The organism is Streptomyces sp. SS7 (assembly GCF_037993025.1).
In the GTDB taxonomy this organism is placed as follows: domain Bacteria; phylum Actinomycetota; class Actinomycetes; order Streptomycetales; family Streptomycetaceae; genus Streptomyces.
This window is the reverse complement of the sequence record NZ_CP141223.1, coordinates 3,900,901-3,927,835: the sequence shown is the minus strand read 5'-3', so window position 1 is coordinate 3,927,835 and position 26,935 is coordinate 3,900,901. Positions and strand designations below refer to the sequence as shown.

The 26,935-nt window shown below is 70.5% G+C and carries 28 protein-coding genes; 20 read left to right on the top strand and 8 right to left on the bottom strand.

From position 1 onward, the window contains the following. Positions 1–134 precede the first annotated feature (134 nt). The 10 genes from secY to truA all read left to right on the top strand — a co-directional run bounded on the left by secY (position 135) and on the right by truA (position 7,498). The gene (gene secY / locus U5640_RS18015) at positions 135–1,448 is read left to right on the top strand and encodes a preprotein translocase subunit SecY (RefSeq protein ID WP_340376808.1); all 1,314 of its coding nucleotides are present in this window, start codon (positions 135–137) and stop codon (positions 1,446–1,448) included. Next, positions 1,448–2,110: an adenylate kinase gene (locus U5640_RS18010; protein ID WP_340376807.1), complete on the top strand. Its 663-nt coding sequence runs from the start codon at positions 1,448–1,450 to the stop codon at positions 2,108–2,110. Before secY ends, U5640_RS18010 begins: the two co-directional genes overlap by 1 nt. Before the next feature lie 103 nt (positions 2,111–2,213). Beyond that, a complete protein-coding gene (gene map / locus U5640_RS18005) occupies positions 2,214–3,050 on the top strand; it encodes a type I methionyl aminopeptidase (protein WP_340376806.1) in 837 nt (278 codons plus the stop codon). A gap of 259 nt (positions 3,051–3,309) precedes the next feature. Beyond that, positions 3,310–3,531, top strand: coding sequence for a translation initiation factor IF-1 (infA, locus tag U5640_RS18000; protein ID WP_003948620.1), 222 nt, complete (start codon positions 3,310–3,312; stop codon positions 3,529–3,531). A gap of 75 nt (positions 3,532–3,606) precedes the next feature. Further along, positions 3,607–3,720: a 50S ribosomal protein L36 gene (rpmJ, locus tag U5640_RS17995; protein WP_004984509.1), complete on the top strand. Its 114-nt coding sequence runs from the start codon at positions 3,607–3,609 to the stop codon at positions 3,718–3,720. Positions 3,721–3,937: 217 nt separating this feature from the next. Continuing rightward, positions 3,938–4,318 (top strand): 30S ribosomal protein S13, encoded by a 381-nt coding sequence (rpsM, locus tag U5640_RS17990; protein WP_055632357.1) that lies wholly within the window; start codon positions 3,938–3,940, stop codon positions 4,316–4,318. 66 nt (positions 4,319–4,384) lie between these two features. Further along, the gene (gene rpsK, locus U5640_RS17985; RefSeq protein WP_010354218.1) at positions 4,385–4,789 is read left to right on the top strand and encodes a 30S ribosomal protein S11; all 405 of its coding nucleotides are present in this window, start codon (positions 4,385–4,387) and stop codon (positions 4,787–4,789) included. Between the two features lie 119 nt (positions 4,790–4,908). After that, a complete protein-coding gene (locus U5640_RS17980) occupies positions 4,909–5,931 on the top strand; it encodes a DNA-directed RNA polymerase subunit alpha (protein ID WP_003966937.1) in 1,023 nt (340 codons plus the stop codon). Positions 5,932–6,016: 85 nt separating this feature from the next. Next, positions 6,017–6,511 carry a 50S ribosomal protein L17 gene (rplQ, locus tag U5640_RS17975; protein WP_340376805.1) on the top strand — a complete coding sequence of 165 codons (495 nt, stop codon included), beginning with the start codon at positions 6,017–6,019 and terminating at the stop codon, positions 6,509–6,511. Positions 6,512–6,640: 129 nt separating this feature from the next. After that, positions 6,641–7,498, top strand: a complete 858-nt coding sequence (gene truA / locus U5640_RS17970) for a tRNA pseudouridine(38-40) synthase TruA (RefSeq protein ID WP_340376804.1) — start codon at positions 6,641–6,643, stop codon at positions 7,496–7,498. Positions 7,499–7,504: 6 nt separating this feature from the next. Here the strand turns inward: truA and U5640_RS17965 are convergent, their stop codons facing one another. Both U5640_RS17965 and U5640_RS17960 read right to left on the bottom strand, forming a co-directional pair. Then, complete coding sequence (locus U5640_RS17965; RefSeq protein ID WP_340376803.1) at positions 7,505–9,514, bottom strand: glycosyl hydrolase family 28-related protein; 2,010 nt, start codon at positions 9,512–9,514, stop codon at positions 7,505–7,507. 96 nt (positions 9,515–9,610) lie between these two features. After that, a complete protein-coding gene (locus U5640_RS17960) occupies positions 9,611–10,483 on the bottom strand; it encodes a hypothetical protein (RefSeq protein WP_340376802.1) in 873 nt (290 codons plus the stop codon). Between the two features lie 340 nt (positions 10,484–10,823). Between U5640_RS17960 and rplM the strand changes: the two genes are divergently transcribed. The 3 genes from rplM (at position 10,824) to glmM (ending at position 13,367) form a co-directional block, all read left to right on the top strand. After that, positions 10,824–11,267 carry a 50S ribosomal protein L13 gene (gene rplM / locus U5640_RS17955; RefSeq protein WP_055632362.1) on the top strand — a complete coding sequence of 148 codons (444 nt, stop codon included), beginning with the start codon at positions 10,824–10,826 and terminating at the stop codon, positions 11,265–11,267. 44 nt (positions 11,268–11,311) lie between these two features. Then, positions 11,312–11,833: a 30S ribosomal protein S9 gene (gene rpsI, locus U5640_RS17950; RefSeq protein WP_067249178.1), complete on the top strand. Its 522-nt coding sequence runs from the start codon at positions 11,312–11,314 to the stop codon at positions 11,831–11,833. Positions 11,834–12,008: 175 nt separating this feature from the next. Further along, complete coding sequence (gene glmM / locus U5640_RS17945; RefSeq protein WP_340376801.1) at positions 12,009–13,367, top strand: phosphoglucosamine mutase; 1,359 nt, start codon at positions 12,009–12,011, stop codon at positions 13,365–13,367. Positions 13,368–14,059: 692 nt separating this feature from the next. Here glmM and U5640_RS17940 read toward each other — a convergent pair. After that, entirely contained in the window at positions 14,060–14,842 is a 783-nt protein-coding gene (locus U5640_RS17940) for an SAM-dependent methyltransferase (protein ID WP_340376800.1), read from the bottom strand. 153 nt (positions 14,843–14,995) lie between these two features. Further along, complete coding sequence (locus U5640_RS17935) at positions 14,996–15,934, bottom strand: DUF389 domain-containing protein (protein ID WP_340376799.1); 939 nt, start codon at positions 15,932–15,934, stop codon at positions 14,996–14,998. Positions 15,935–16,227: 293 nt separating this feature from the next. Between U5640_RS17935 and U5640_RS17930 the strand changes: the two genes are divergently transcribed. From U5640_RS17930 to U5640_RS17910, 5 genes are all read left to right on the top strand, one after another. Then, positions 16,228–16,788 carry an RNA polymerase sigma factor gene (locus tag U5640_RS17930; protein ID WP_340376798.1) on the top strand — a complete coding sequence of 187 codons (561 nt, stop codon included), beginning with the start codon at positions 16,228–16,230 and terminating at the stop codon, positions 16,786–16,788. Further along, complete coding sequence (locus tag U5640_RS17925) at positions 16,785–17,648, top strand: zf-HC2 domain-containing protein (RefSeq protein WP_340376797.1); 864 nt, start codon at positions 16,785–16,787, stop codon at positions 17,646–17,648. The genes U5640_RS17930 and U5640_RS17925 overlap by 4 nt, the downstream gene beginning before the upstream one ends. Then, the gene (locus U5640_RS17920; protein WP_340376796.1) at positions 17,645–18,478 is read left to right on the top strand and encodes an ABC transporter ATP-binding protein; all 834 of its coding nucleotides are present in this window, start codon (positions 17,645–17,647) and stop codon (positions 18,476–18,478) included. The genes U5640_RS17925 and U5640_RS17920 overlap by 4 nt, the downstream gene beginning before the upstream one ends. A 65-nt stretch (positions 18,479–18,543) precedes the next feature. Next, positions 18,544–19,929 carry a hypothetical protein gene (locus tag U5640_RS17915; RefSeq protein WP_340385179.1) on the top strand — a complete coding sequence of 462 codons (1,386 nt, stop codon included), beginning with the start codon at positions 18,544–18,546 and terminating at the stop codon, positions 19,927–19,929. Continuing rightward, complete coding sequence (locus U5640_RS17910) at positions 19,926–20,501, top strand: hypothetical protein (protein ID WP_340376795.1); 576 nt, start codon at positions 19,926–19,928, stop codon at positions 20,499–20,501. The genes U5640_RS17915 and U5640_RS17910 overlap by 4 nt, the downstream gene beginning before the upstream one ends. 13 nt (positions 20,502–20,514) lie before the next feature. Here the strand turns inward: U5640_RS17910 and coaA are convergent, their stop codons facing one another. Next, positions 20,515–21,483: a type I pantothenate kinase gene (gene coaA / locus U5640_RS17905; RefSeq protein WP_340385177.1), complete on the bottom strand. Its 969-nt coding sequence runs from the start codon at positions 21,481–21,483 to the stop codon at positions 20,515–20,517. 66 nt (positions 21,484–21,549) lie between these two features. Continuing rightward, on the bottom strand, positions 21,550–22,803 hold the full coding sequence (locus U5640_RS17900) for a hypothetical protein (RefSeq protein ID WP_340376794.1): 1,254 nt from the start codon (positions 22,801–22,803) through the stop codon (positions 21,550–21,552). Positions 22,804–23,301: 498 nt separating this feature from the next. Here U5640_RS17900 and glmS point away from each other — a divergent pair, with 498 nt between their 5' ends. Continuing rightward, positions 23,302–25,149, top strand: coding sequence for a glutamine--fructose-6-phosphate transaminase (isomerizing) (glmS, locus tag U5640_RS17895; protein ID WP_340376793.1), 1,848 nt, complete (start codon positions 23,302–23,304; stop codon positions 25,147–25,149). Here the strand turns inward: glmS and U5640_RS17890 are convergent. Further along, positions 25,132–25,311 (bottom strand): DUF397 domain-containing protein, encoded by a 180-nt coding sequence (locus U5640_RS17890; RefSeq protein WP_340376792.1) that lies wholly within the window; start codon positions 25,309–25,311, stop codon positions 25,132–25,134. The two genes, glmS and U5640_RS17890, sit on opposite strands and share 18 nt — an antisense overlap. 8 nt (positions 25,312–25,319) lie before the next feature. Beyond that, positions 25,320–26,156, bottom strand: coding sequence for a helix-turn-helix transcriptional regulator (locus U5640_RS17885; protein WP_340376791.1), 837 nt, complete (start codon positions 26,154–26,156; stop codon positions 25,320–25,322). Positions 26,157–26,272: 116 nt separating this feature from the next. Between U5640_RS17885 and U5640_RS17880 the strand changes: the two genes are divergently transcribed. Then, a complete protein-coding gene (locus tag U5640_RS17880; RefSeq protein WP_340376790.1) occupies positions 26,273–26,677 on the top strand; it encodes an ATP-binding protein in 405 nt (134 codons plus the stop codon). Positions 26,678–26,935: the final 258 nt, after the last annotated feature.

Below are 26,935 nucleotides of genomic sequence, written 5' to 3'. Positions count from 1 at the left end.
ACTGCCCACTTTTCACAAGGTTTCCCCAAGGGGGCACCTTGAGCGGCAGTCGGCCGTTACTCATGTCGTTGTTCTTATTGGACCTTCAAGACCGTCACCCTTGACGCAGATGCGCGGGGGTCGCAGGAGGCACCGTGCTCACCGCGTTCGCCCGGGCGTTCAGGACGCCCGACCTGCGCAAGAAGCTGCTCTTCACGCTCGGGATCATCGTGGTCTACCGGGTCGGTACGCACGTCCCGATCCCCGGCGTCGACTACACGTCCGTACAGCGCTGCGTCGACGAGGCGTCGGGCAACCAGGGCCTCTTCGGTCTGGTGAACATGTTCAGCGGCGGCGCGCTGCTGCAGATCACCATCTTCGCCCTCGGCATCATGCCGTACATCACGGCGAGCATCATTCTCCAGCTGCTGACCGTGGTCATCCCGCGTCTGGAAGCCCTCAAGAAGGAGGGCTCGGCCGGCACGGCGAAGATCACGCAGTACACGCGTTACCTGACCGTGGCGCTGGCCATCCTCCAGGGCACCGGCCTGGTGGCCACCGCCCGCAGTGGCGCCCTGTTCTCCGGCTGCACCGTCGCCAGCCAGATCGTCCCGGACCGCGCGATCTTCTCCACCGTCGTGATGGTCATCTGCATGACCGCCGGTACGTGCGTCGTCATGTGGCTCGGTGAGCTGATCACCGACCGCGGCATCGGCAACGGCATGTCGATCCTGATGTTCATCTCGATCGCCGCGACGTTCCCGTCCGCGCTGTGGGCCATCAAGAAGTCGGGCACCCTGGCGGACGGCTGGATCGAGTTCGGCACCGTCGTCGCGGTCGGCCTGGTGATGGTCGCCCTGGTCGTCTTCGTCGAGCAGGCCCAGCGCCGGATCCCCGTGCAGTACGCCAAGCGCATGATCGGCCGCCGGTCCTACGGCGGTACCTCGACGTACATCCCGCTCAAGGTGAACCAGGCCGGTGTGATCCCGGTCATCTTCGCCTCGTCGCTGCTCTACATCCCGGCCCTGGTCGCACAGTTCTCCAGCGGAACCTCCAGCTGGAAGACCTGGATCGAGACCAACCTGACCAAGGGCGACCACCCGATCTACATCAGCATGTACTTCCTGCTGATCGTCTTCTTCGCCTTCTTCTATGTGGCCATCTCCTTCAACCCCGAGGAAGTGGCCGACAACATGAAGAAGTATGGTGGCTTCATCCCGGGCATCCGGGCTGGCCGACCGACCGCTGAGTACCTGTCGTACGTGCTCAACCGGATCACCTGGCCGGGTTCGCTGTACTTGGGTCTGATCGCTCTCGTGCCGACGATGGCGTTGGTTGGTTTCGGGGCAAATCAGAACTTCCCCTTCGGCGGGACCAGCATCCTGATCATCGTGGGTGTCGGCCTCGAGACGGTGAAGCAGATCGAGAGCCAGCTCCAGCAGCGCAATTACGAAGGGTTCCTCCGCTGATGCGAATCGTCCTCGTCGGGCCGCCGGGTGCCGGGAAGGGTACGCAGGCCACTCGTCTGGCCGAGACTCTGAGCGTTCCGCACATCTCCACGGGCGACCTGTTCCGCGCCAACATCAGCCGGCAGACCGACCTCGGGAAACTCGCGAAGTCCTACATGGACAAGGGCGAACTGGTGCCGGACACGGTGACCATCGCCATGGCCAAGGACCGCATGGAGCAGCCGGACGCCGAGCGCGGCTTCCTGCTGGACGGTTTCCCGCGCAACGTCTCGCAGGCCGAGGCCCTGGACGAGCTCCTCACCACCGAGGGCATCAAGCTGGACGCGGTACTCGACCTGGAGGCCCCCGAGGAGGAGGTCGTCAAGCGGATCGCCGGCCGGCGCATCTGCCGCAACGACTCCGCCCACGTCTTCCACGTGTCGTACAAGAAGCCGCAGACCGAGGGCGTCTGTGACGTCTGCGGCGGCGAGCTGTACCAGCGGGACGACGACTCCGAGGCGACCGTCCGGACGCGGCTGGAGGTCTACCACACGCAGACCGAGCCGATCATCGATTACTACAAGGCCCAGGGCCTGGTCGTGACCATCGATTCCATGGGCCCCGTGGAGCAGGTCACCGATCGCGCGCTGGCGGCGCTGAAGCGCGAGGGCGACGACGCGTAGTCGTCCGTCCCGTACGGCCGTGGAGTCCCCTGGACCCCACGGCCGTACTGTTGTGTAGGCAGTACCCGATCCCCCGACCGAGTGATGGAGAGCGCAGGCCCCCATGGTGCAGATCAAGAGCCCCGAGCAGATCGCGAAGATGCGTACGGCGGGCCTGGTGGTCGCCGCCATCCACGCGGCGACGCGGGAGGCGGCGGTGCCGGGGGCCACCACCAAGGACCTGGACGAGGTCGCGCGCAAGGTGCTGGCCGAGCACGGGGCGAAGTCGAACTTCCTCGGCTACGGCGGTTTCCCCGCGACGATCTGCACCTCGGTGAACGACGTCGTGGTGCACGGCATCCCGTCCGACGAGGTGGTCCTCAAGGACGGCGACATCATCTCCATCGACTGCGGCGCGATCGTGGACGGCTGGCACGGCGACGCGGCCTACACGGCGTTCGTGGGCTCCGGTCACGCCCCGGAGCTGATCGAGCTCTCCCGGGTGACCGAGGAGTCGATGTGGGCCGGTATCGCGGCCATGAGGCTCGGCAACCGGCTCGTCGACGTCTCGCGTGCCATCGAGACGTACATCCGCCGTCAGCCCAAGCCCGGCGGCGGGCGCTACGGCATCATCGAGGACTACGGCGGCCACGGCATCGGCACCGAGATGCACATGGACCCGCACCTGCTGAACTACGTCGACCGGCGCCGCGGCAAGGGCCCCAAGCTGGTGCCCGGCTTCTGCCTCGCCATCGAGCCGATGGTGTCCCTGGGCACCCCGCGCACCGAGGTGCTGGAGGACGACTGGACGGTCATCACGACCGACGGCACCTGGTCGTCCCACTGGGAGCACAGCGTGGCCCTCACGGAGGAGGGGCCGCTGGTGCTGACCGCCCCGGACGGTGGTAAGGCGAAGCTGGCGGAGCACGGGGTTGCTGCCGCCGCCGATCCGTTGGGCTGAGCTCGGTCGTGCGGGTGCGGTTTGGTGGGGGCTGGTCGCGCCCGCGCGGCGGAGCCGCATATGGACGCAGCCCCGCGCCCCTTTTGGTGGGCTGTTCTGACGGAAGTCCGAAGCTTACGGATCTTTCGGGTGGGGCAGACTCTCTCGATTCGTGTTTCTCGGGGCCCTGACGTAGACTGACTCGTCGGCTCTCGTGCACCCGCATGTCTGCATGCGCTCACACAGAGTCGATCAAGGTAGTCGATTCGAAGGGCGAAGCGTGGCCAAGAAGCAAGGTGCCATCGAGATCGAGGGCACTGTCGTCGAGTCTCTGCCGAACGCCATGTTCAAGGTCGAGCTCCAGAACGGCCACCAGGTCCTGGCACACATCAGCGGCAAGATGCGAATGCACTACATCCGTATCCTCCCTGACGACCGGGTCGTGGTGGAGCTGTCTCCGTACGACCTGACGCGTGGCCGGATCGTCTACCGGTACAAGTAGATCTTGCCCATGTCCCCGGGCGCCCTGACGGGCGTGCGGGGTTGTCGGCAACTGACCCGGAGAACCTCACATCCCATGAAGGTCAAGCCGAGCGTCAAGAAGATCTGCGACAAGTGCAGGGTGATCCGCCGTCACGGTCGGGTCATGATCATTTGCGAGAACCCGCGCCACAAGCAGCGCCAGGGCTGATCGCAGCCGATCTCACCCTCTGCAACGACATCGCAGAGACTTCGCGCGACGCGAGCTGAATATGTTCATACGCAGGGCCCAGGCGGGGGTTTCTTCTTGCCTGACACCCCCGGTTCGGAGGCCGGGGACCCAGTCGTACCAAGTCTTCGAAGAGAAGAGGCCGGCGGCTGGGATCCGGTTCTGCGGAAGACCTCCGAAGATCACCAGGAGCCATTGAATGGCACGCGTTTCCGGTGTTGACATCCCGCGCGACAAGCGCGTGGAGGTCGCCCTCACCTACGTGTTCGGCATCGGCCGGACCCTCTCGCAGGAGACGCTGGCTGCGACCGGCGTCGACCCGAACACCCGTGTTCGCGATCTGACCGAAGAGCAGCTGGTCGCCATCCGCGAGTACGTGGACAACAACATCAAGACCGAGGGTGACCTCCGTCGCGAGATCCAGGCCGACATCCGCCGCAAGGTCGAGATCGGCTGCTACCAGGGTCTCCGTCACCGTCGTGGTCTGCCTGTCCGCGGTCAGCGCACCAGCACGAACGCTCGTACCCGCAAGGGCCCGCGTCGCGCCATCGCCGGCAAGAAGAAGCCGGGCAAGAAGTAGTCCGCAGCGGACTCGCCGTCCAGCGGTCTTCGCTGTAGGACCGACCACCTCCCGTAGGAGTAATAGATGCCCCCCAAGGGTCGTCAGGGCGCTGCCAAGAAGGTGCGCCGCAAGGAAAAGAAGAACGTCGCCCACGGCCAGGCGCACATCAAGAGCACGTTCAACAACACGATCGTGTCCATCACGGACCCGGCCGGAAACGTGATCTCCTGGGCCTCCGCCGGCCACGTCGGCTTCAAGGGCTCGCGCAAGTCCACGCCGTTCGCCGCGCAGATGGCCGCCGAGTCGGCTGCCCGTCGCGCGCAGGAGCACGGCATGCGCAAGGTCGACGTCTTCGTCAAGGGCCCGGGCGCCGGTCGTGAGACCGCGATCCGTTCCCTCCAGGCCACTGGCCTCGAGGTCGGCTCCATCCAGGACGTCACCCCCACCCCGCACAACGGCTGCCGTCCGCCGAAGCGCCGCCGCGTCTGACGCACGGTCGTCCTGAGAGTACGGGCGGTACGGCTCCCTGAAAGGGTCGTACCGCCCGTACCCTTGCAGTACGGAGTCGGGCGTCAAATAGCGGGCGCCCCTGACTGAAGGAACACATCATGCTGATCGCTCAGCGTCCCTCGTTGACCGAAGAGGTCGTCGACGAGTTCCGCTCCCGGTTCGTGATCGAGCCGCTGGAGCCGGGCTTCGGCTACACCCTCGGCAACTCCCTCCGCCGTACGCTCCTGTCGTCGATCCCGGGTGCGGCGGTCACGTCGATCCGTATCGACGGTGTCCTGCACGAGTTCACCACCGTGCCGGGCGTCAAGGAGGACGTCACCGACCTGATCCTCAACATCAAGCAGCTGGTCGTCTCCTCGGAGCACGACGAGCCGGTCGTGATGTACCTGCGCAAGCAGGGCCCGGGTCTGGTCACCGCCGCCGACATCGCGCCCCCGGCCGGTGTCGAGGTGCACAACCCCGACCTCGTCCTCGCCACGCTCAACGGCAAGGGCAAGCTGGAGATGGAGCTGACGGTCGAGCGCGGCCGCGGCTATGTCTCCGCCGTGCAGAACAAGCAGGTCGGTCAGGAGATCGGGCGCATCCCGGTCGACTCGATCTACTCGCCGGTTCTGAAGGTCACGTACAAGGTCGAGGCCACGCGTGTCGAGCAGCGCACCGACTTCGACAAGCTGATCGTGGACGTCGAGACCAAGCAGGCGATGCGTCCCCGTGACGCCATGGCCTCCGCGGGCAAGACCCTGGTCGAGCTGTTCGGTCTCGCCCGCGAGCTGAACATCGACGCCGAGGGCATCGACATGGGCCCGTCCCCGACGGACGCCGCCCTGGCCGCCGATCTGGCGCTGCCGATCGAGGAGCTGGAGCTCACCGTTCGGTCGTACAACTGCCTCAAGCGTGAGGGCATCCACTCCGTGGGTGAGCTCGTCGCGCGTTCCGAGGCCGACCTCCTGGACATCCGCAACTTCGGTGCGAAGTCCATCGACGAGGTCAAGGCGAAGCTGGCCGGCATGGGCCTGGCCCTCAAGGACAGCCCGCCCGGATTCGACCCCACGGCCGCCGCCGACGCCTTCGGCGCCGACGACGACGCGGACGCGGGTTTCGTGGAGACCGAGCAGTACTGATCGGTCGTTGCCGGTGAGCATCCGCTCATCGGGTTCCTGACCCCGGTACCTGACACGGCCGGGGCAGACACACAGGAGAAGAAAGATGCCGAAGCCCACCAAGGGTGCCCGTCTGGGCGGCAGTGCCGCGCACGAGAAGCTGCTGCTCGCGAACCTCGCGAAGGCGCTCTTCGAGCACGGCCGTATCACCACCACCGAGGCGAAGGCCCGCCGTCTGCGGCCGTACGCCGAGCGTCTGGTGACCAAGGCGAAGAAGGGCGACCTTCACAACCGCCGTCAGGTGCTCCAGGTCATCACGGACAAGAGCGTCGTCCACACGCTCTTCACCGAGATCGGCCCGCGCTACGAGAACCGCCCGGGTGGCTACACCCGTATCACCAAGATCGGTAACCGTCGTGGCGACAACGCGCCCATGGCTGTCATCGAGCTGGTCGAGGCGCTGACCGTGGCGCAGCAGGCGACCGGTGAGGCCGAGGCCGCCACCAAGCGTGCGGTCAAGGAGGCCGAGGAGGCCAAGGTCGAGGAGACCAAGGCCGACGAGGTCGCCGAGGACGCCGCCGAGGAGTCCAAGGACGCGTAAGCGGTCCTTCGGCTGCCGGTCCGTCGTGACCGGTCGCGCAGTTCCCCGCGCCCCTGGAGGGGCGCATCGGTGGGCCCGTTCCTTTCGAGGGACGGGCCCGCTTTTTTGTGTTGCTGAGAGGATCTCGGTGTGAGTGACGAAGTACAGCCCGGGTACGTCCGTGTCCGTCTCGATCTCTCCTACGACGGGAGCGAGTTCTCCGGGTGGGCCAAGCAGGCCGGCGGGCGGCGGACCGTGCAGGGGGAGATCGAGGACGCGCTGCGGACCGTCACCCGGTCCCGGGAGACCTTCGAGCTGACCGTGGCGGGCCGCACCGACGCGGGGGTGCACGCGCGGGGGCAGGTGGCCCATGTCGATCTGCCGGAGGGCGTGTGGCGTGAGCACCACGAGAAGCTGCTGAAGCGGCTCGCCGGGCGGTTGCCCCGGGACGTGCGGGTGTGGGCGCTCAGGGAGGCGCCCCATGGCTTCAACGCGCGGTTCTCGGCCGTCTGGCGGCGGTACGCGTACCGGGTGACGGACAACCCCGGGGGCGTGGATCCGCTGCTGCGGGGCCATGTGCTCTGGCACGACTGGCCGCTCGACGTCGACGCGATGAACGAGGCGGCGCTGCGGCTGCTCGGCGAGCACGACTTCGCCGCCTACTGCAAGCGGCGGGAAGGGGCCACGACCATCCGGACCCTCCAGGAGCTGAGCCTGGTCAAGGGCGACGACGGGATCATCACGGCCACCGTGCGGGCCGACGCCTTCTGCCACAACATGGTGCGCTCGCTCATCGGGGCGCTGCTGTTCGTGGGGGACGGGCACCGGGGCGCCGAGTGGCCGGGGAAGGTGCTGGCCGCCGGGGTGCGGGACTCCGCCGTGCATGTCGTACGGCCGCACGGGCTGACGCTGGAGGAGGTCGGCTACCCGGCCGACGAGCTCCTGGCCGCCCGCAACAAGGAGGCCAGGAACCGGCGGACGCTGCCGGGGGCTGCGGGATGCTGCTGAGCGCTCCTACGCCGGTTCCATGATCAGCCAGGCCACCGTCGAGGTGTCCCCGGGCATGCCCTTCACGGAGAAGGACGCGCCGGGGGTGCGGGAGGCGACGTAGGCGACGCCGGAGGGGGTGCCGGCGGGGGACTGGACGGTCAGGAAGATGCGGCTGGCGGCGGTGACGGCGGTCGTGGGGACGGTGACCGGGGTGGTGCCGGCGAGGGTGACGGTGCCCATCTTGGCGTTGCTGCCCTCCTTGACCTTGATGCCCTTCCCGGCCCGTCCCACGACGAGGTCGGCGTCGGCGCTGCCGATCTGGGCGGGGCCGAGGCGCCCCCAGCTGGTGTCCCGGCCGGTGTCGCCGCCGGGGCCGAAGGTCTGGGTGCCGTCGATCTCCATCGAGAAGCGGTTGACGGAGTCTCCGGCGGCCCGGGACTGGAAGGCGCGGGAGGTCCTGCCGGTGCCGGTGACCGCGTAGCCCTGGGCGCTCTGCCGCTGCTGGACGAGGTGGACGCCCGGGCCGCCGGGGCCGCCGGTGGTGGTGACCGTGAGGCCGGGGGTGGTGAGGGAGACCCGGCCGTTGGCGCGGCTGACGGTGAGGGGCGTGTCGAGGACGGTGCCGTCGTCGGCGTGCCGGACGAGCGCGAAGTCGGAGCCGTCGCCGGTGCCGGACTCGGTGGCGTCGGTGGTGCGCAGGGTCCAGCGGCGGGCCCTGCCGCGGGACCAGAACTCCAGGTCGCGCCGGGTGCCGGCGGCTCCGGAGATCATGTGGACGTCATGCCGGTCCCACTCGATGCCGGTGTCCCGGTGGGTGCCGGAGATCACACCGCTGTGGCGGACGAGGACCGCTCCGAGGTCCTGGAAGGGGGCCGTGGTCCCGACGTACTGGCCGCCGACCACCGAGACGTTGCTCACGGGGTTCAGCGCCGAGGTGGTGAGGCCGTAGGCGGGGGAGTCCGCCCCGGTGTCGTCGTCGCCGCGGCCGGTGGTGGCGGAGCAGCCGGTGAGGACGACGCCTTCCGCGGCCTCGCCGGTGACGGTGAAGCCGGAGTAGGGGATGAGGGAGGTCGCGGTCTCCCTGCCGTCCCGCCCGGCGAGGCAGCCGAGGAGCTGGAGGAAGCGGCCGCCGGGGGAGGTGGCGAGGTGGAAGCCGTCCCGGCCGTTGCGGTCGCTGGTGCAGCCGATCATCACCAGTGCGTGGCTGACGCCGGTGACGTGGTAGCCGTGCCGGCCGTTCGCCTCGGAGCGGCAGTCGACCACGGTGGCCGCGTCGGGGTTGAGGATGTCGAAGCCGTGTCCCCCGTTGCCCTCGGCGTGGCACTGGAACAGGTCGGCGTCGACCAGGCCGCCGCCGGTGCCGGTGGCGTCTGCCCAGGTGAAGCCGTGGCCTTCGTTGTCGACGCAGTGGACCTGGGTGAGCTGCAGGGCGGTGGCGTTCTGGGCGTTCAGGCCGTGGCCGGTGAAGCGCCAGACGGTCACCTTCTCCAGGCCGAGGTCCTGGACGCCGGGGATGACGCGGATGCCGTCGACGGCGGTTCCGGTGGTGGACCGCTGGTCGCGGCCGTCGAGCGCCAGGCCGTACAGGCGGGCGCCGCCGCCGTACCCCGTGGCGGTGGAGGTCCCCTGTGCCGGGGCCGGGCCGATGACGATCAGGGCCTCGCCGGTGAAGGTGCCGAGGCCGGGGCGCAGGTAGGAGGCGGTCATCTCGGTCTCGGCCGGGGAGCGCGGGTGCCAGTCGCCGCGCAGGGTGACACCGAGACGGAGGCGGAGCGGGGAGGTGAGCCGGTACGCGCCGGGCGGGAGGTAGACGGTGTCGCCCTGGCCGGCCGCGTCGATCGCCTTCTGGATGGCGGGCGCGTCGTCGTTCCTGTCGTCGCCGAGGGCCCCGTACGGCGCGTCCTTCACGTTGAGCCAGCCCGCGCCGGTGCCGGTGGCCGAGGCCGTCTGGGCGATGACGATCGAGGTAGCGAGGGCGGCGCCGGTGAGGCCGGCGGCGCCGGCGAGGAGGCTGCGTCGGGTCGTGGCGCTCATGGCGTGGTTCCCCCCAGGGATCCGTGACCGGATGATCAGATGATCACTTGGGGGGAGTGTCGCACGTCCGATTGGCCCGTTTGACGGTCGGCCGGGTCAGCCCTCGGCCGCCGCCGAGGCCTGGGTCTGGCCACGGCGGTTGATCTGCTGGAACGCGAACTCGGCGAGGTCGTCGCCCATGGCGAAGACGGCCGTGTCCTTCGTGGTCACGTCCTTGCCGTCGGTGAAGCCCGTGATCGTGAAGTAGGCGTAACGACCGTAGGAGTTGGTCGTCGAGCGGCAGATCGCGGCGTTGCAGAAGGCCTTCACGCCCTTGCCGGCGAGCGCCTTGACGATGCTCTTGCTGTCGGCCTGGCTCTTGACCTTCAGGGCCTGGGCCTCGGTGTCGAAGACCGCCACACCGACCGTCACCGCGGTGTTCCCCTTGGTGTACGTCACCCGCATCAGCCGGGTGCAGCCGTTCGCCGCGAAGACCTTGGGCAGGGTGCCCTGGGCGCCCGTGGCGCAGTCGGTGCTGTCCGCCGTCGGGCCCTTCTTGTAGACGCTGGAGCCCATGGTGAGCTGGGTGCCGGGGAACATCAGCTCCGGGCTGTTCTCCGCCTTGTCCTTGGCCTTGCTGGAGACGAACTCCTTGGGGTTCAGGGCCGGCGGCGCGCTGGTGGGCGCGAAGGACGGCGTGCCGGACGCGCTCGGCAGGCCGGTGGCGGGCACCGAGGACGTGGGCCGGTTGGCCTCGTCGCTGCCGCCGCTGTCCACCACCGCCATGGTCACGGCCGCGCCGACGCCGACCGTGGCCAGCGCACCCCCGACTATGAGGAACACCTTGCGGCGTCTGTTGCGTTTCTCGGACGCGTCCGCGAGTGCCGCCCAGTCCGGGGACGGGCCGTCACTGCCACCGGTCCACGGCTGCTGGGAGTTCGGTTTCCACGGATCCCACTGGGACTGAGGTCCCCCCTGCCCATAGCTCATGGGCCGCATCTTAGACGGGTGGACACGCCGCGTTCCGCTCCAACTGCCTTTGAAACCTTCTCACCCGGAGATGTCGTGTTTGCCGTGCCGGGGCCTTGTACGGGCCCGGGCCGGGCCCTGTTCCGGCCTCGTTTTGACCCCACCCTCGCGACACGGGTATCCTGCATCTTCGTTGTGTATTGGCTTGCTCATTCTCACGGGACGGGCCCTTACACCGGTCCACCGGGCCGATGACCAGCGACCAGCACGCGGTTTGCGTCACCGCAGTGCGGTCAGGGCTGTCGTGATCGTCTTCGGTGACCTTGTCAGGACCACTCACTCGAAGCGAAGGCTACGAACCGTGCGTACGTACAGCCCCAAGCCCGGCGATGTGACGCGCCAGTGGCACGTCATCGACGCTCAGGACGTTGTCCTGGGCCGTCTCGCCAGCACCGCCGCCTCCATCCTGCGCGGCAAGCACAAGCCGATCTACGCCCCTCACGTCGACACCGGTGACTTCGTCATCATCATCAACGCCGACAAGGTGCACCTGTCCGGCAACAAGCGGACCCAGAAGATGGCGTACCGCCACTCCGGCTACCCGGGTGGTCTGCGCTCCGTCCGCTACGACGAGCTGCTGGACAAGAACCCGGAGAAGGCCATCGAGAAGGCCGTCAAGGGCATGCTCCCGAAGAACACGCTGGGCCGTCAGATGCTCTCGAAGCTGAAGGTCTACAAGGGTGACCAGCACCCGCACGGCGCGCAGCAGCCGCAGCCGTTCGAGATCACCCAGGTCGCGCAGTAACAGCGGCCAGACCAAACCAAGCCAAGAGAATCTGAGGAATCACCGTGGCCGAGACCACTGCCGAGCAGCCGCTCGAAGAGACTGAGCTCGTCGACATCGACAGCTACACCACCGAGTCCGAGGTGCCCGTCGAGGGCGAGTACACCTCGGAGTCCCTCGCCTCCCGCTTCGGCGACCCGCAGCCGGCCGCCGGCCTGGGCCGTCGCAAGAACGCCATCGCCCGCGTCCGGATCGTCCCGGGCTCCGGCAAGTGGAAGATCAACGGTCGCACCCTCGAGGACTACTTCCCGAACAAGGTGCACCAGCAGGAAGTCAACGAGCCGTTCAAGGTTCTCGAGCTCGAGGGCCGCTACGACATCATCGCCCGCATCGCGGGTGGCGGTGTCTCCGGTCAGGCCGGTGCGCTCCGTCTCGGTGTCGCCCGCGCGCTGAACGAGGCGGACGTCGACAACAACCGCGGTGCGCTCAAGAAGGCCGGCTTCCTGCGCCGCGACGACCGCGCGGTCGAGCGGAAGAAGGCCGGTCTGAAGAAGGCCCGCAAGGCTCCGCAGTACAGCAAGCGCTAATCACAGCTGCCTGCTCGTACGACCGCCCCGGCGGCACGCCACAGTGCTGTCGGGGCGTTCGTTTTATCTCTGCCAGGGGCGTATAACGGCACAAGATGCTCAAAGGCTTGTGTGACGGATGCCGCTATCCGGTGTAATTGCCCCTTCGGTCATTGACGCTTCCTCAGGAGGACAAGTGGGACGACTCTTCGGTACGGACGGGGTGCGCGGGGTCGCGAACGCGGATCTGACGGCCGAGATGGCGCTCGGCCTGTCCGTCGCGGCGGCGCATGTGCTCGCCGAGGCGGGCACCTTCGAGGGTCACCGGCCGGTGGCCGTCGTGGGGCGGGACCCGCGTGCGTCCGGAGAGTTCCTGGAGGCCGCCGTGGTCGCGGGTCTCGCGAGCGCCGGCGTGGACGTGCTGAAGGTCGGCGTGCTGCCGACGCCCGCCGTCGCCTACCTCACCGGTGTGCTCGGCGCGGACCTGGGCGTGATGCTCTCCGCCAGCCACAACGCCATGCCCGACAACGGCGTCAAGTTCTTCGCGCGCGGTGGCCACAAGCTCGCCGACGAGCTGGAGGACAAGATCGAGGCCGTGTACGAGTCCCACACGCACGGTGAGCCGTGGGAGCGGCCCACCGGCGCGGGCGTCGGACGCGTGCGCTCCTACGACGAGGGCTTCGACCGGTACGTCGCCCACCTCATCGCCGTGCTGCCCAACCGGCTCGACGGGCTGAAGATCGTCCTCGACGAGGCGCACGGCGCGGCGGCGCGGGTGTCCCCGGAGGCCTTCACCCGGGCCGGGGCCGAGATCGTGACGATCGGTGCCGAGCCGGACGGGCTGAACATCAACGACGGGTGCGGATCGACGCACCTCGGCAAGCTGCAGGCCGCGGTCGTCGAGCACGGGGCCGACTTCGGCATCGCGCACGACGGCGACGCCGACCGGTGCCTCGCCGTGGACCACACGGGCGAGGAGATCGACGGCGACCAGATCCTCTCCGTCCTGGCGCTCGCCATGCGGGAGCGGGGCGTGCTGCGGTCAGACACCGTTGTCGCCACCGTCATGTCCAACCTCGGGTTCAAGCTCGCCATGGAGCGGGAGGGGATCCGCCTCGTCCAGGCCGCGGTCGGCGACCGGTACGTCCTGGAGGAGATGAAGGAGCACGGCTACGCCCTCGGCGGCGAGCAGTCCGGGCACGTGATCATCCTCGACCACGCGACGACCGGTGACGGCACGCTGACCGGGCTCATGCTGGCGGCGCGGGTCGCCCAGAGCGGGAAGTCGCTGCGGGAGCTGGCCTCCGTGATGGAGCGGCTGCCGCAGGTGCTGGTCAATGTGCCGGACGTGGACCGGTCGCGGGTCGGGGACTCGGACGAGCTGTCGGCCGCCGTCGCCGAGGCGGAGCGGGAGCTGGGGTCGACCGGACGGGTCCTCCTGCGCCCCTCCGGCACCGAGCCGCTGGTCCGGGTGATGGTCGAGGCCGCCGACATCGAACAGGCTCGCGCCGTCGCCGGCCGACTGGCCGACGCGGTGAAATCCGCGCTGGGGTAGGGGGCGGACGGGGGCGGGGCCGGTTTCGGTCGGGGGCCTGAGGCCGGGGCCGGGGCGGGGATTGTGTCTGAGGCCGGTTCCGCGGCCGGGGCGGGCTGGGGGTCTGAGGCCGGGGGCCGAGTCAGAGGTCGGGCCGGGTCCGGGCCCGGTGCGGGTCCGGGGTTGAGGCCGGGGGCTGGGTCTGCGGCCGGGGCGGGGTGCGGGTTTGCGGCCGGGGCCGGTTCGTGGCCCGGTGCGGGTCCAGGTATGAGGCCGGTTCGTGGCCCGGTGCGGGTCCAGGTATGAGGCCGGTTCCGGGGCGGGGTGTGGGCCTGAGGCCGGGGGCTGGGTTTGAGGCCAGGCCGGGCCGGGGCCGGTCGTGGCCCGGTGCGGGTCCAAGTATGAGACCGGGTCCGGGGCTGGCTGTGAGGCCAGGGGCTGGGTTTGAGGCCAGGCCGGGCCGGGGCCGGGCCGGGGGTCGGGCTTGAGGCAGGGGCCGGGGCGGGGTGTGGGTCTGAGGCTGGGCCGGGGCCCGGGCGGGGTGTGGGTCTGAGGGCCGGGCCGGGGCCGGGGCCGGTGTTCGGGGGCGGGGTGGGCCGGGGGCTGTGGGTGTGGGGTGGCTGGGTGTGCGGTTGCTCGTGTCCTTCGGGGCCGCCTCTTTCGGTCGCCGTCTGCTCGGGGCGCGTACGTGGGCGTACGCGCCCCGTCGCCTTTTACGGCTTGCGGCCCACCGCGCCGTACGCGTCCACCCGCGGGCCCGCCGGGGCGTCCGGCTGCGGGCGCCACTCGGTGACCTGGACGACCCCGGGCTCCACCAGGTCCAGCCCCTCGAAGAAGCCGGCGATCTCGGCGACGGTGCGCACGTGGTAGGGGACCGCACCGCTCTTGTTGTAGGCCTCGGACGCGGCGATCATGCCCTCGCTGGTGGCGGTGCTGTCGCTGATCACCAGATAGCTGCCCGAGGGGAGCCCGGCCATGAGCCGGCCCACCAGGTCGCGTGCCTGGGCGTACTCGGCGACATGGCCCAGCGTGTTGAGGATCATCAGGGCGATCGGGCGGGAGAAGTCCAGGGTGCCCTTGGCGGCCTCCAGGACGGCCTCGGGGTCGTACAGGTCGGCGTCCAGGTAGGCGGTGGCGCCCTCGGGGCTGCTGCTCAGCAGGGCGTGGGCGTGCGCCAGGACGGTGGGGTCGTTGTCGACGTACACGATCCGGGCGTCCGGCGCGGTGCGCTGGGCCACCTCGTGGGTGTTGTCGGCGGTCGGCAGACCGGTGCCGATGTCGAGGAACTGCCGTATGCCCTGCTCGCCTGCGAGGTGGCGGACGGCGCGGCCGAGGAAGTGACGACTGGTCACGGCGACGTCCACCAGCCCCGGGAAGATCTCCTTGATGTGGTCGCCGATCTCCCGGTCGACCTCGTAGTTGTCCTTGCCGCCGACGAAGTAGTTCCAGAAGCGGGCGGAGTGCGGCTTGGACGTGTCGATACGGGTGTGTGGCATGACGGTCTCCTGGCGGCACGGATGGGTGAGCGCAGCGGTGACTGCAGAGTCGCTCGCAGAGTTGCCTGCAGATTGATTGCAGAGTCAACCTATGTGAACTGCCCTGCATCACAAGCAAGTTGGGGATCACCCGCCCCCGCCCGACGTGCGGTTTCAGCCAGTCCGCACCGAGGGCCGGTGCCGCTGCCACCATGCCCGCTGGGCCAGCAGGGTCAGGGTCCCCGCGAGGACGATGCCCAGCAGGTTCAGCAGGAGCTGTTCCGTCGACCCCCATGTCTGTTTCATGTCCCCGTAGCCGAGGGCGACCGCCGCGTTGGCCGCCGCCGGGACCGTGGTGACGGAGATGGCCACGCCCACCAGGGCGCCGGACTTGGCCGAGGTCAGGGAGAGGGTGCCGGCCGCTCCGGCCAGCACGGCGACGATGAAGGAGAAGGCGTCGGGGGCGTAGACGAAACCGGTCTGCGGGCGGTCGGCGTCCAGCTGGGCCTGGCTGAAGAGGCCCAGGGCGTCCATGAAGAGGCTGAAGACGACCGTGGCGGCCATGGCGACCGCGAAGCCGACGAGCAGGGCGTTCAGGGACCGCAGGGCCAGGCGGGGACGGCGCCGGACGATCGAGGTGGAGATCCCGGCGAGCGGCCCGAACTCCGGGCCCACGGCCATGGCGCCGACGATCAGGACCGCGTTGTCCAGCACCACACCGCAGGCCGCGATCATCGTGGCCAGGGTGATGAAGGCGAGGTAGGTGACGGAGAGCGTCGACTCCTCGTGGGTGGCGTCGGTGAGGTGCTCCCACAGGACCGCGTCCGCGCCCTCGCCCGGTGCCTCCGCCTCGGCCTTGTCGGCGCGCAGCGACAGGGTCAGGTCGATGTTCTCGACGGCGATCGAACCGGTCCGGTCCACGCCCGCCGCCTGCAGCTCGGTGAGCAGTGCGTCACCGGCCTCACGGGCCACGTCGCAGGTGACGACGTCCCCGGCGGGATTGCGGGCCGCACCCCGCAGCACCACGAGGTGCGTGGCGCCGACGGTGTTCTCGATCAGCCGGAGCACGTCGTCGGTCTTCTCCGGCGGGGTGATCAGACGCAGATGCAGCACGGGGGCAGGCTAGGGGATGTTGCGAAAGTCCCGCACAGCACCCACGGCGCCCGGCACGTACTCCCGCCGCACCGGCCGAAATCCCAAGTACGTCCAGTACGAGGGCTTTCGTCCGGCACTCCCCCAGCCTTCGGCCGGGGGGACCCCCAGAGCACGCACCGGACACCGCGGGCACCGCACAGGACTTTCGCAACACCCCCTAGTCGGCGGCCCCGTCCCGCCAGTCCCCGCCCCGTGTGACGGGGATCACGCGCAGGAGAAAACTTGCGGACGGGCGCCCGCGTCTAGCGGGTGTGAGATCAGTCAGGGCAACGCTGCACGAGGCGGACGAGGCACGTCTCCTGCGGCTGGTGGCCAAGGGCGACCGGGCCGCGTTCGAGGAGTTGTACCGGCGTACGTCGCCGTGGCTGGCGGTGCGGCTGCGCCGCCGCTGCGCGGACGAGCAGGTCGTCGCCGAGGTGATGCAGGAGACGTATCTGGCGGTGTGGCGCGCGGCGGGCGCGTTCAGCGGGGCCGCGGTCGGCGGGTCGGCCACCGGCTGGCTGTGGACGATCGCCGCGCGCCGTCTGGTCGACGCGTTCCGGCGCCGCGCCCACCACGCGGAGCCGCCGCCGGCCGCCGCGCCACCCGGTGCGGCACCCGCCGCCGAGGAGGAGGCGCTCGCGGCGAGCGTCGGCGGGGACGTCGGCGACGCGCTGCGCCGCCTCGCGCCGGAACTGAGACAGGTACTGCAGGCCCTGGTGCTCGACGGACTGTCCGTCAAGGAGACCGCGGTCCTGCTCGGGCTGCCCGAGGGCACGGTCAAGACCCGTGCCCGCCGGGCCAGGATCCAGATGCGGAGGGCGCTGGCATGAGCGTGGAACACGCGTCGGCGCGGATCATCGAGGGATACGCGCGCGGTGACACGGACCTCGCCGCCGACGAGGTGTGGGCGGTGGAGGCCCATCTGGAGAACTGCCGGGGTTGCCGCGACCGGCTGGCGGCCGCGGTCGCCACCGGGGTCCCGGCGGTCGCCTCGCTGGTCGACTCCGTGTGGTCCGGCCTCGCGCCCGAACTGGCGGCCACCGCCCCGATGCCGCGCCGACGGCACCGGCCGGCCTGGCTGTCGGGCTGGCTGACGCCCGCCATGGTGCCGTGGGTGGCCATGGTCGTCGGCGTGACGCTGCTGGCGCTGCTGCTCGAACGGACCGGCTTCGGCCTCGGCTCCTGGGCCGGGGCCGGGTCCGGGTCCCGCTCGGGCTCCGGTCAGGTGTCGCTGGTGCTGCTGTTCGCGCCGGTCCTGCCCGTGCTCGGCGTCGCGGCGTCCTGGTCACGGGGTCTGGACCCGGCGTACGAACTGACCGCCTCGGCGCCCCGGGCCGGGCTCCCCCTGGTGCTGCGCCGGACCGCTTCGGTGCTCGGCGTGGTCGTCCCCGCGCTGCTGGTGGGCGGCTGGGCGACGGGGGTGACGGCGGCTCAGTGGCTGCTGCCCTGCCTGGCGTTCACGGCGGCGACGCTCGCGCTCGGCGGCGCGGTCGGGGTGACCCGCGCCGCCGTCGCGCTGGCCGCCGTGTGGGCCGCCGTGATCGTGGCGCCGACCCTGGCCGCCGGCGGCCGTACGGCCTTCGCCCTGGGGACGGGCGGCCTGCCCGTGTGGGGGCTGCTCCTCGCTCTCGGCATCGGTGTCGTGATCGCCCGCAGGGGCGCGTACACCGCGCTGGGAGCCCATCGATGACCACCGGAAGGGAACATTCCATGACGTCCGCGGTGAGCGCGGCCGACCTCGCGCCGACGCCCTACGCCCATGAGATCCGGGCCGTCGGGCTGAAGGTCAGGGTCGGTCGCAGACGGATGGCCGTCGACGGCCTCGACCTGTCGCTGGGCACCGGCGTGCACGGCCTCCTCGGCCCCAACGGGGCGGGCAAGACCACCCTCATCCGGACGCTGGCCACCGTCCTGCGCCCCACCGAGGGCGGCCTGGAGCTGCTCGGCGAGTCCGTGGGCGGCACGGGCGACGTGCGGGCGCTGCGCCGCCGGATCGGCTATCTGCCGCAGGAGTTCGGCTACTACAAGCGGTTCACGGTCCGCGAGTTCGTCGAGTACATGGCGTGGCTGAAGGAGGTCCCCGGGGCGGACATCCCCGCCGCGGTGCAGCGCGCCGTGGAGCGGGTCGGCCTGGCGGACCGCGCCGACGACCGGATGAGAACCCTCTCGGGGGGCATGGTGCGCCGGGTCGGCATCGCCCAGGCCCTCGTCAACGATCCGGCGATCCTGCTGCTGGACGAGCCGACGGTCGGGCTGGACCCGGCGCAGCGGCTGCGCTTCCGTGAACTGCTCCAGCAGCTGGGCACCGACACCTGTGTGCTCGTCTCGACCCATCTGGTGGAGGACGTGGCCGCCGCCTGCACCGACGTGGTGCTCTTCGCCGAGGGCCGCCTGGTCTTCCAGGGCACCCCGGACGACCTGGCGGCCGCGGGCGGCCCCGAGGACGTGGGCGACAGCCCTCTGGAGCGCGGCTACTCGGCGCTGCTCCAGGCCCCCGGGCAGGGAAGGGGAGCCTGGTGAACCCGCCTGTCGCACACGTCCCGCGTGTTCCCCGCGTCCCCCGCTTCCTCCGCCTCCCGCGCGTCGTGCGCATCGAGCTGAGACGCTCGGTCGCCCCCTGGGCCGGTGGCGCGGTCCTGACGACGGCCCTCGGGTTCCTGTACCTGCTGAAGGGCACGCTCGGCGGGGGCACCACGGCCTGGACGGCCCAGTGGACGACCATGGCCCTGTGGCTGCGCGCCCTGCTGTTCTACCTGTGGCCGCTCGCCGTCGGGGCCGGCGCGCTCCAGGGCCTGCGCGACCACCGCTCGAAGATGTCCGAGCTGCTGACGAGCACACCGCGGCCCGCCCGGCACCGCGCGGCCGCGCTGGCAGGCACCACGGCGGCCGCCCTGGCTTCGGCCTTCGCGCTGCTCGTCCTCCTGGGCGGGGTCCAGGTGCTCGCCCACACCTCGTACACCCACCTCGGGTGGCTGCCGATCTCGCTGATCGGGGCGTTCTCCCTGGTCGCGGGGTCCGTCCTGGGCATGGGGGCCGCGCGGGCCCTGCCGTCCGTGCTCACGCCGCCCCTGGTGACGGTGGGTGCCTTCGCCTTCACGGTCCTCATGCAGCTGTCGTGGGGCCGGACGCAGCGGGACACGCCGGCGGGCATCCCGGTGACCGAGCCGAACCGGCTCTCGCTGCTGTCCCCGGCCGTGCAGGACGTGCGCGACCCGTTCACCACGCTCTCCGCCGCCGCGCACCTCGGGCAGACGCTGTGGCTGCTCGGCATGGCCGTGACCGGCTTCGCGCTGCTGGTCGCCGCGCGGCGGCGCACCCGCCTGCTCGCCGTGGCGCCCGTCGTGGCGGGCGCGGCCCTCGCCCTGCTCGTCCTGCCCACCGACCCCGACCGGCTGTTCGTCGTCGACAGGACCGCCGCGGAACCGGTGTGCGACGGCCCCGTGTGCGTGACGCGGACCCAGCAGGGGCGCCTCGCCGATGTCGCCGGCCCCGGAAAGAAGGCGCTGAGCCTGCTGCATGCCGCCCTGGGCGACCGGGCGCCGGTCTCGGTCCGGGAGAGCGCCGCGGTGCTGCCGGAGGGCAGCACGCCGAAGTGGTCCGGCAGGACCGTGCCCCTCGACTTCGACGACGCCGGCATCGCCGGGGCCAAGGGCGAGGACATGACCCGGGCCCTGGTCGGCAAGGGCCTGGTGCCGGGGTGTTCCCCCGTCGGCTGGAGCAGCACGGGGGGCGAGGACGTCGCGCGTACCGTCGCGGTCGGCTGGGTCCTCGGAGACCCCGTGTCGTTGCCCCAGGGGTCCGAGAAGCTGCGACGCTACATCGACGGCGAGGCCCGACCGGTGTGGCAGAAGTTCCGGACGCTGCCCGAGGCCGAGCAGCGCGCCCGGATCGACGCCATGCGCACCGCCGCGCTCTCCTGCGAGGGGGACGCGCTCGAAGCGCTCCGCAAGAGCGGCGGTGCGTCGCGGTGAGATGGCTGACGCTGTACGCCCGCTCGCGCCAGGTCCCCGCCGCGCTCGCCGCGCTGCTGGTCGGCGCGGCGAGCGCGTGGGCCCTGGCCCGCGACGGCGGTGGCGGTCCGGCCGATCCGCGGCTGCCCCTGCTCGTCCTCGCCGTGGGGGCGATGGCGGCCTCCACCGGTTTCGGCGGGCAGGACCCGGCGCTGGACCGCACGGCGGCGATCCGCTGGGCGCCGCGCCGGGCGGCCCATGTGCTCCTGGCCGGGGCGGTCGTCGCGGCGGTGCCGCTGTGCACGCCGACGGCGGGGGCGGACCTGGCCGGGGTCGCGTTCGTCGTCCGGGACAGCGCGGGCCTGCTGGGCCTGGGCGCCCTGGGGGCGGCGCTGTGGGGCGGCTCGTACGCGTGGACGCTGCCGTTCGCCTGGCTGGCGTACGCGTTCTTCGCACCGCCGCCGACGGGGGTGCCGACACGGGTGGCGGGCTGGCTGCTGCTGCCCGCGGGCGCACCGGCGGCCACCTGGACGGCGCTGGCCCTCGCGGTCACGGGCACCGTGGCCTACGCGGCGGCGGGCCCGAGACGCTGACCGGGGCCGTCCGTCACAGCTTGCGCAGGCTCAGCCGCTGGACCTTGTGGTCGGAGCCCTTGCGGACGACGAGGGTGGCGCGGCCCCGGGTGGGGGCGATGTTCTCGACCAGGTTGGGCTGGTTGATGGTGCGCCACTGAGCGCGCGCGTAGTCCAGTGCCTCCTCCTCGGAGACCTGGGTGTACTTCGTGAAGTACGAGTCCGGGTTCTGGAAGGCGGTGGCGCGCAGCTTGCGGAACCGGTTGAGGTACCAGCGCTCGATGTCCTCGGCGCTCGCGTCGACGTACACGCTGAAGTCGAAGTAGTCGGCCAGACCGACGCGGGTGCGGCCGTCCTTGCCGGGGAGGGCGGGCTGGAGGACGTTGAGCCCCTCGACGATGAGGATGTCGGGGCGGCGGACGGTCAGCCGGCGGTCGGGGACGATGTCGTAGATCAGGTGGGAGTAGACGGGGGCGGTGACCTCGTCCTTGCCCGCCTTGATGTCGGCGACGAACCGGGTCAGGGCCCGGCGGTCGTACGACTCCGGGAAGCCCTTGCGCGACATCAGGCCGCGGGCCTCCAGCTCCCGGGTGGGCAGGAGGAAGCCGTCGGTGGTGACCAGCTCCACGCGCGGGTGCTCGGGCCAGCGGGAGAGCAGCGCCTGCAACAGCCGGGCGACGGTCGACTTGCCGACGGCCACCGACCCCGCGACGCCTATGACGAACGGCGTGCCGGACTGGGAGCCCTGCTCACCGAGGAAGGTGTTCAGCGCGCCGCGCAGCCCGTCGGTGGCGCCGATGTAGAGGTTGAGCAGCCGGGACAGCGGCAGATAGATGTCCCGCACCTCGTCGAGGTCGATGACGTCACCGAGGCCGCGCAGTCTCTCGACCTCCTCGGCGGTCAGCGGCAGCGGCGTCTTGTGGCGCAGCGCGCTCCACTCGCGGCGGGTGAGATCGACGTAGGGAGTCGCCTCCGGCCTGTGCCGGTGGGCGCTCCGGGGCATCGCGGAGACCGGTGAGATCACAGTCCATTGTTAACGGAGTTTGAACGGGGTGGCGGGTGGGGTGTGTCACGCTGTTGGACCGACGAGCTGTTCCACCTCGTCGGTCAGGTGACCCCGGGGGTCGCCGAAGCGGGCGGCGAGGCGGCGATAGCGGGCGTACTGCGCTTCGCTCAGCGGGATGGACTGGGCGGACAGCGTCCGCAGGAAGAGCCGGAAGCCGAGGTCGGGGTCGACCTGGGACACGACCTGTTCCAGCGCCGCCGTTGCGGGGTGCGGGAGCCCGGCCTCATGGAGCTCGCGCAGCACGTCGTCGACCGGCTCGGTGACCGGTGCCGGCGGGGCCGGAATGTACTCGGGTGCCACTTCCCGCAGACGCTCCCGACAGACGTCCGCGATCCCCCGGAGCCAGTCGCGGCCGTCGATGCTCAGCCGGTCGATGGCGTACCCCCGGTCCGTGGCGGTCAGCCACAGGTCGGTGAGGGCCCTGGAGGACAGGGGTGAGTCCAGCAGCCGGAGCGTGTCCTCCAGCAGGAAGGCCGCCTGGGTTCCGGGTGTCTGGCCGTCGTGGTCCGCGGCGGCCGCCTGGCGTACGGCTTCCTCCGGTGTGGCGTCGTGGTGCCAGCCGCCCGCGAACCATGCGGTGAGGCTGGAGAAGCCGAAGTCGCCCCTGGCGTCGCGGCGCCCCGTGTCCAGGGGCGGCCAGAGGACGTTCAGGCCGTCGTAGACCACGGGCCCTGGATACCCGAGCTGTTCGTCGAGTCGCATCAGCCGGTCGTACGCGTCTTTCCCGACGGGCACGGCATACGCCTTGACCGCTCGGAGGAACAGACGCAGTCCCAGGTCGGCGTCGGCCTGTTCGGCGACGTTCTCCAGGGCCGCCGCGGCAGTTCGGTCGGGCAGGACGGTGATGCCCATCTCGCGTACGACCGTCGCGCGCAGGCTCTCCTCGTCGACCGATGGCCGCGAGAGGAAACGCGGCCCGTTTCCCTTGCGGGCCCGGGCCGGCCAGCGCTCCGTGAGGAGGCCCAGCCACTCGCGCATGGTGAGGTCGTGGCCCGCGGGGTCGAACCGGTGCCGGGTGGCCGCCAGCCACGCCGTGCGGATCACGTCGTCCGGAAGCGGGGATTCCAGCAGGCATCCCGCGTCGACACCGAGCTCCACCGCGCCCTCGCCCTCGCAGAGGGCTGCCACGTCGGCCGCCAGGGCCAGCGCCCGGGCCCGGTCCGGGGGCGCCGACGCGGCGGACAGCCGCGCGGTCAGCTCACTGAGGCCGAAGTCACCCTCGTAGAACGCGGCGTATGCCTCGCGCTGCCTGGTCATCGTCGGTTCTTCTTCCTGTCTGTCGGTTGCCCGCGTCTGAGGGTGGCAGTTATGCCCGCGACGAGCGCGGCGGCGAGGACGACGGGTGTGACGATCCGGGCCGAGCGGCCGGATCGGTTGGCGGGCGGTCTCCATCTGAGGAACCCCGGCGGCCTGGAATGCACGTGCCTACCCCCTGGTAGGGGGAAAGGAGTCGCGCGGCCGTCGACGGGGGTCGGCGGATCGCGGGCATGCGCGATCGCGGTGGGAGCCGATGCTTCCCCCGTGGCGTCGCGACCCAGTGTTCCCCCGGTCGCTGAACTGTTTGTGCGCCCACCCGGAGTGGTCATGTTCCGGCCAAGCCTGTCTGGTCAGTGCAAATATGTGCGTTCCAGGTGAGGCAAGGGATTTCTGTGTGACTACCCGGCTTCGGTCAGGCACTCCTACCCCCGGTGGAATATCCGGAATCGGGCACGCAGAGGCGTGTTCGGCGGGGGTTTCGACTCTAGGCTGCCGCGCATGTGCGGAATCGTGGGATACGTGGGGTCTCAGTCGGCGCTCGAGGTCGTCATGGCCGGGCTGAAGCGGCTGGAGTACCGGGGCTACGACTCGGCGGGCGTCGCGGTGCTCGCCGACGGCGGGCTGGCCGCCGCGAAGAAGGCGGGCAAGCTGGTGAACCTGGAGAAGGAGCTGGGGGCCCGGCCGCTGCCGACCGGCCCGACCGGCATCGGGCACACCCGCTGGGCCACCCATGGCGGGCCCACCGACGCCAACGCCCATCCTCATCTCGACAACGCCGGCCGTGTCGCCGTCGTGCACAACGGGATCATCGAGAACTTCGCCCGCCTGCGCGCCGAACTCGCCGAGCGCGGCCACGCGTTGTCCTCCGAGACCGACACCGAGGTCGTCGCCCATCTCCTCGCCGAGGAGTTCTCCGTCACCGCCGACCTCGCCGAGGCCATGCGGCTCGTGTGCCGCCGTCTGGAGGGGGCGTTCACCCTCGTCGCCGTGCACGCCGACGAGCCCGACGTCGTCGTCGGGGCGCGCCGCAACTCGCCGCTGGTCGTCGGCGTCGGCGAGGGTGAGGCCTTCCTCGCCTCCGACGTCGCCGCTTTCATCGCCCACACCCGCTCGGCGATCGAACTCGGCCAGGACCAGGTCGTCGAACTGCGGCGGGACGGTGTCACCGTCACCGGCTTCGACGGGCAGCCCGCCGACGTGCGCTCGTACCACGTCGACTGGGACGCCTCCGCCGCCGAGAAGGGCGGCTACGACTACTTCATGCTCAAGGAGATCGCCGAGCAGCCCAAGGCCGTCGCCGACACCCTCCTCGGCCGTATCGACGCGAGCGGCTCGCTGACCCTCGACGAGGTCCGCATCGGCGCCTCCGAGCTGCGCGAGGTCGACAAGGTCGTCATCGTCGCCTGCGGTACGGCCTTCCACGCCGGCCTCATCGCCAAGTACGCCATCGAGCACTGGACCCGCATCCCCTGCGAGGTCGAACTCGCCAGCGAGTTCCGCTACCGGGACCCCATCCTCGGCCCCCGCTCCCTCGTCATCGCCATCTCCCAGTCCGGCGAGACGATGGACACCCTCATGGCGCTCCGGCACGCGAGGGAGCAGGGCTCGAAGGTGCTGGCCATCTGCAACACCAACGGCTCGACCATCCCGCGCGAGTCCGATGCCGTCCTCTACACCCACGCCGGGCCCGAGGTCGCCGTCGCCTCGACGAAGGCGTTCCTGACGCAGCTGGTCGCCTGCTATCTCGTCGCCCTGTATCTGGGCCAGGTCCGCGGCACCAAGTGGGCCGACGAGATCCGCGCCGTCATCCACGAGCTCGCCCGGATCTCCGGCCAGGTCGAACGCGTCCTGGAGACCATGGAGCCGGTACGGGCCCTCGCGCGCTCCCTCGCCGACAAGAGGACCGTGCTCTTCCTGGGGCGGCACGTGGGCTATCCGGTCGCCCTCGAAGGGGCGCTGAAGCTCAAGGAACTCGCCTACATGCACGCCGAGGGGTTCGCGGCCGGTGAGCTGAAGCACGGTCCGATCGCCCTCATCGAGGAGGACCTCCCGGTCGTCGTGGTCGTCCCCTCACCTCGCGGCCGGTCCGTCCTCCACGACAAGATCGTCTCCAACATCCAGGAGATCCGGGCGCGGGGCGCGCGGACCATCGTGATCGCGGAGGAGGGCGACGAGGCGGTCGCCCCGTACGCCGACCACCTCGTACGCATCCCCGCGACGCCGACGCTGCTGCAGCCGCTGGTGGCCACCGTGCCGTTGCAGGTGTTCGCCTGCGAGCTGGCGACGGCCCGGGGCAACGAGGTGGACCAGCCGCGCAACCTGGCGAAGTCAGTGACGGTCGAGTAGACCGGTCAGGAAGGTGTCGAAAGCCTCGGCCGGGAAGGTGAGCGTTGCCCGGGCCGGGGCTTTCGAGTCCCGTACGGAGGTGTGGGTGGGGGTGGTGGCGATCTCTACGCAGTCGTTGCCGTCGCCCTCGCCCGAGTAGGAGGACTTCCGCCAGTTGTTCATGGGGTACCTCACAGCTCTTTCGCCAGCCTGTGGATGAGTTCGCGGGACTTTCCAGGTGTGAGTGACACGGCCTCCACCTTACGGAAGCGTGTTCGATAGACGTTGAGTTGAGCCTCGGAATCGAGGAACACCGAACCGTGGGGCGCGTCGCGGACGACGGTGTCCAGCTTGGGTACGAGGCCGCCGACGTAGGTCATTGTGCTGGAGGCGATGGCGAAGCCGTCCAGGTCGAAGGGCGTGACTCGCAAGGTGATGTGATCCGCTTCCGAAAGTTCGAGGAGGCGGGCGAGCTGCGCCTGGGATGTGGCGCGGTCGCTGACCCTGATGCGAAGCGCTGCCTCATGGATCAGGACCTGGTACGGGAAGGTGGCTTCCTGGCGTGTCATGCGATGCCGGATCCGCAACTCCAGCTCTTCGGTGGTGAGTTCAGGGATCCGGGCCGAGAAGATGGCTCGTGCGTATCCCTCGGTCTGCAACAGCCCCGGTACATGGAGGATGGCCACCTCGTTCCGGAACGTCGCGTGGTGGTCCAGCTCGGCGAGGTCCAGGAACGACGTGGGCAGCAGCCACCGGTACTCCTCCCACCAGCCGCGCGTTCGGTCGTTGGCCATCGTCACCAGGGCTTTGACGAACTCCCCGTCTGTGCAGGAGTAGTGGGATGCGAGTCGACGCAGCCGCTCTTCGCTCACTCCCGCGATGGCGGACTCGATCTGGCTGATCTGGACGGAGTTCACGCCGAGCAGCGCTGCCGCCTCGCGGGCGCTGAGGCCCGCCGCCTCGCGAAGCCTGCGCAGCTCGACCCCCAGGCGCTTTTGGCGGGCCGTTGGTTCGCGCCTGGTTCCCAAAGACTGCTCCTTCTCGTTCGGGGTCAGATTACGGGATCAGCTTGCCCGGTCATAAAACAAAGGTCTACCGTCGGTGACGCAATGCACACTCTACGAAACGGAGTTGAGGTCGCCGCATGTCCGAACCCTGGGAGTACTCCCTCTACATCCCCAACGACCCCCGAGCCGTCACCGTTTCTCGCCACACGCTCCGGGTGATCCTCACGCTCCACGGACTCACCGCCCACCTCGACACCGCCGAGCTCCTCGCCGCCGAGCTGGTCTCCAATGCCGTACGGCATCAGAAGGGGCCCGCCGCGCTGAGGGTGCGGTGGAGCGCGGGGGTGTTGCAGATCGGGGCCTGGGACGCCGACCCGGAGCCGCCCGAACCGCCTGGCCAGCTGGGCGAGTTGGACGAGGAGGCCGAGAGCGGGCGCGGCCTCGCGCTGGTGCGGGCCTGCTCCGACCTCTGGCACTGGCAGCCGATGTCCCGGCATGGCAGCCGGGGCAAGTACGTGTGGTGTGAACTCGTCGCCGCCTGAGCGCGTCAGTCCGGGTCGGGCCGGTGGCGCCACCGGTAGTGCCAGTGGGCGGAGAGCCGGTGGTCGTGTTCGAAGCCGGGGCCGAACGGCCCCGCCCGGTCGTAGGCCTCGTCGGTGCGGGGGTCGTCGCGGAGGGCGAGGCCGTACGCGGCCTCCAGACGCAGTAGCTGGTTCTCCTAGTCCAGCAGGGCGAAGAGCGCCTCCGTGACGCCGGCCGTCCGGTCGTGGGAGTTCGCCCCGTCTTCTTCCTTCTCCTGA

Bases quoted from the DNA above. Each gene is read 5' to 3' on its own strand.
- U5640_RS17980 (WP_003966937.1), top strand. From the start codon at position 4,909: ATGCTGATCGCTCAGCGTCCCTCGTTGACCGAAGAGGTCGTCGACGAG.
- U5640_RS18010 (WP_340376807.1), top strand. From the start codon at position 1,448: ATGCGAATCGTCCTCGTCGGGCCGCCGGGTGCCGGGAAGGGTACGCAG.
- rpsK (WP_010354218.1), top strand. From the start codon at position 4,385: ATGCCCCCCAAGGGTCGTCAGGGCGCTGCCAAGAAGGTGCGCCGCAAG.
- map (WP_340376806.1), top strand. From the start codon at position 2,214: ATGGTGCAGATCAAGAGCCCCGAGCAGATCGCGAAGATGCGTACGGCG.
- U5640_RS17880 (WP_340376790.1), top strand. From the start codon at position 26,273: ATGTCCGAACCCTGGGAGTACTCCCTCTACATCCCCAACGACCCCCGA.
- U5640_RS17925 (WP_340376797.1), top strand. From the start codon at position 16,785: ATGAGCGTGGAACACGCGTCGGCGCGGATCATCGAGGGATACGCGCGC.
- rpmJ (WP_004984509.1), top strand. From the start codon at position 3,607: ATGAAGGTCAAGCCGAGCGTCAAGAAGATCTGCGACAAGTGCAGGGTG.
- U5640_RS17920 (WP_340376796.1), top strand. From the start codon at position 17,645: ATGACCACCGGAAGGGAACATTCCATGACGTCCGCGGTGAGCGCGGCC.
- rplQ (WP_340376805.1), top strand. From the start codon at position 6,017: ATGCCGAAGCCCACCAAGGGTGCCCGTCTGGGCGGCAGTGCCGCGCAC.
- U5640_RS17940 (WP_340376800.1), bottom strand. From the start codon at position 14,842: ATGCCACACACCCGTATCGACACGTCCAAGCCGCACTCCGCCCGCTTC.
- coaA (WP_340385177.1), bottom strand. From the start codon at position 21,483: ATGCCCCGGAGCGCCCACCGGCACAGGCCGGAGGCGACTCCCTACGTC.
- U5640_RS17900 (WP_340376794.1), bottom strand. From the start codon at position 22,803: ATGACCAGGCAGCGCGAGGCATACGCCGCGTTCTACGAGGGTGACTTC.
- U5640_RS17890 (WP_340376792.1), bottom strand. From the start codon at position 25,311: ATGAACAACTGGCGGAAGTCCTCCTACTCGGGCGAGGGCGACGGCAAC.
- U5640_RS17960 (WP_340376802.1), bottom strand. From the start codon at position 10,483: ATGAGCTATGGGCAGGGGGGACCTCAGTCCCAGTGGGATCCGTGGAAA.
- glmS (WP_340376793.1), top strand. From the start codon at position 23,302: ATGTGCGGAATCGTGGGATACGTGGGGTCTCAGTCGGCGCTCGAGGTC.
- rpsM (WP_055632357.1), top strand. From the start codon at position 3,938: ATGGCACGCGTTTCCGGTGTTGACATCCCGCGCGACAAGCGCGTGGAG.
- U5640_RS17965 (WP_340376803.1), bottom strand. From the start codon at position 9,514: ATGAGCGCCACGACCCGACGCAGCCTCCTCGCCGGCGCCGCCGGCCTC.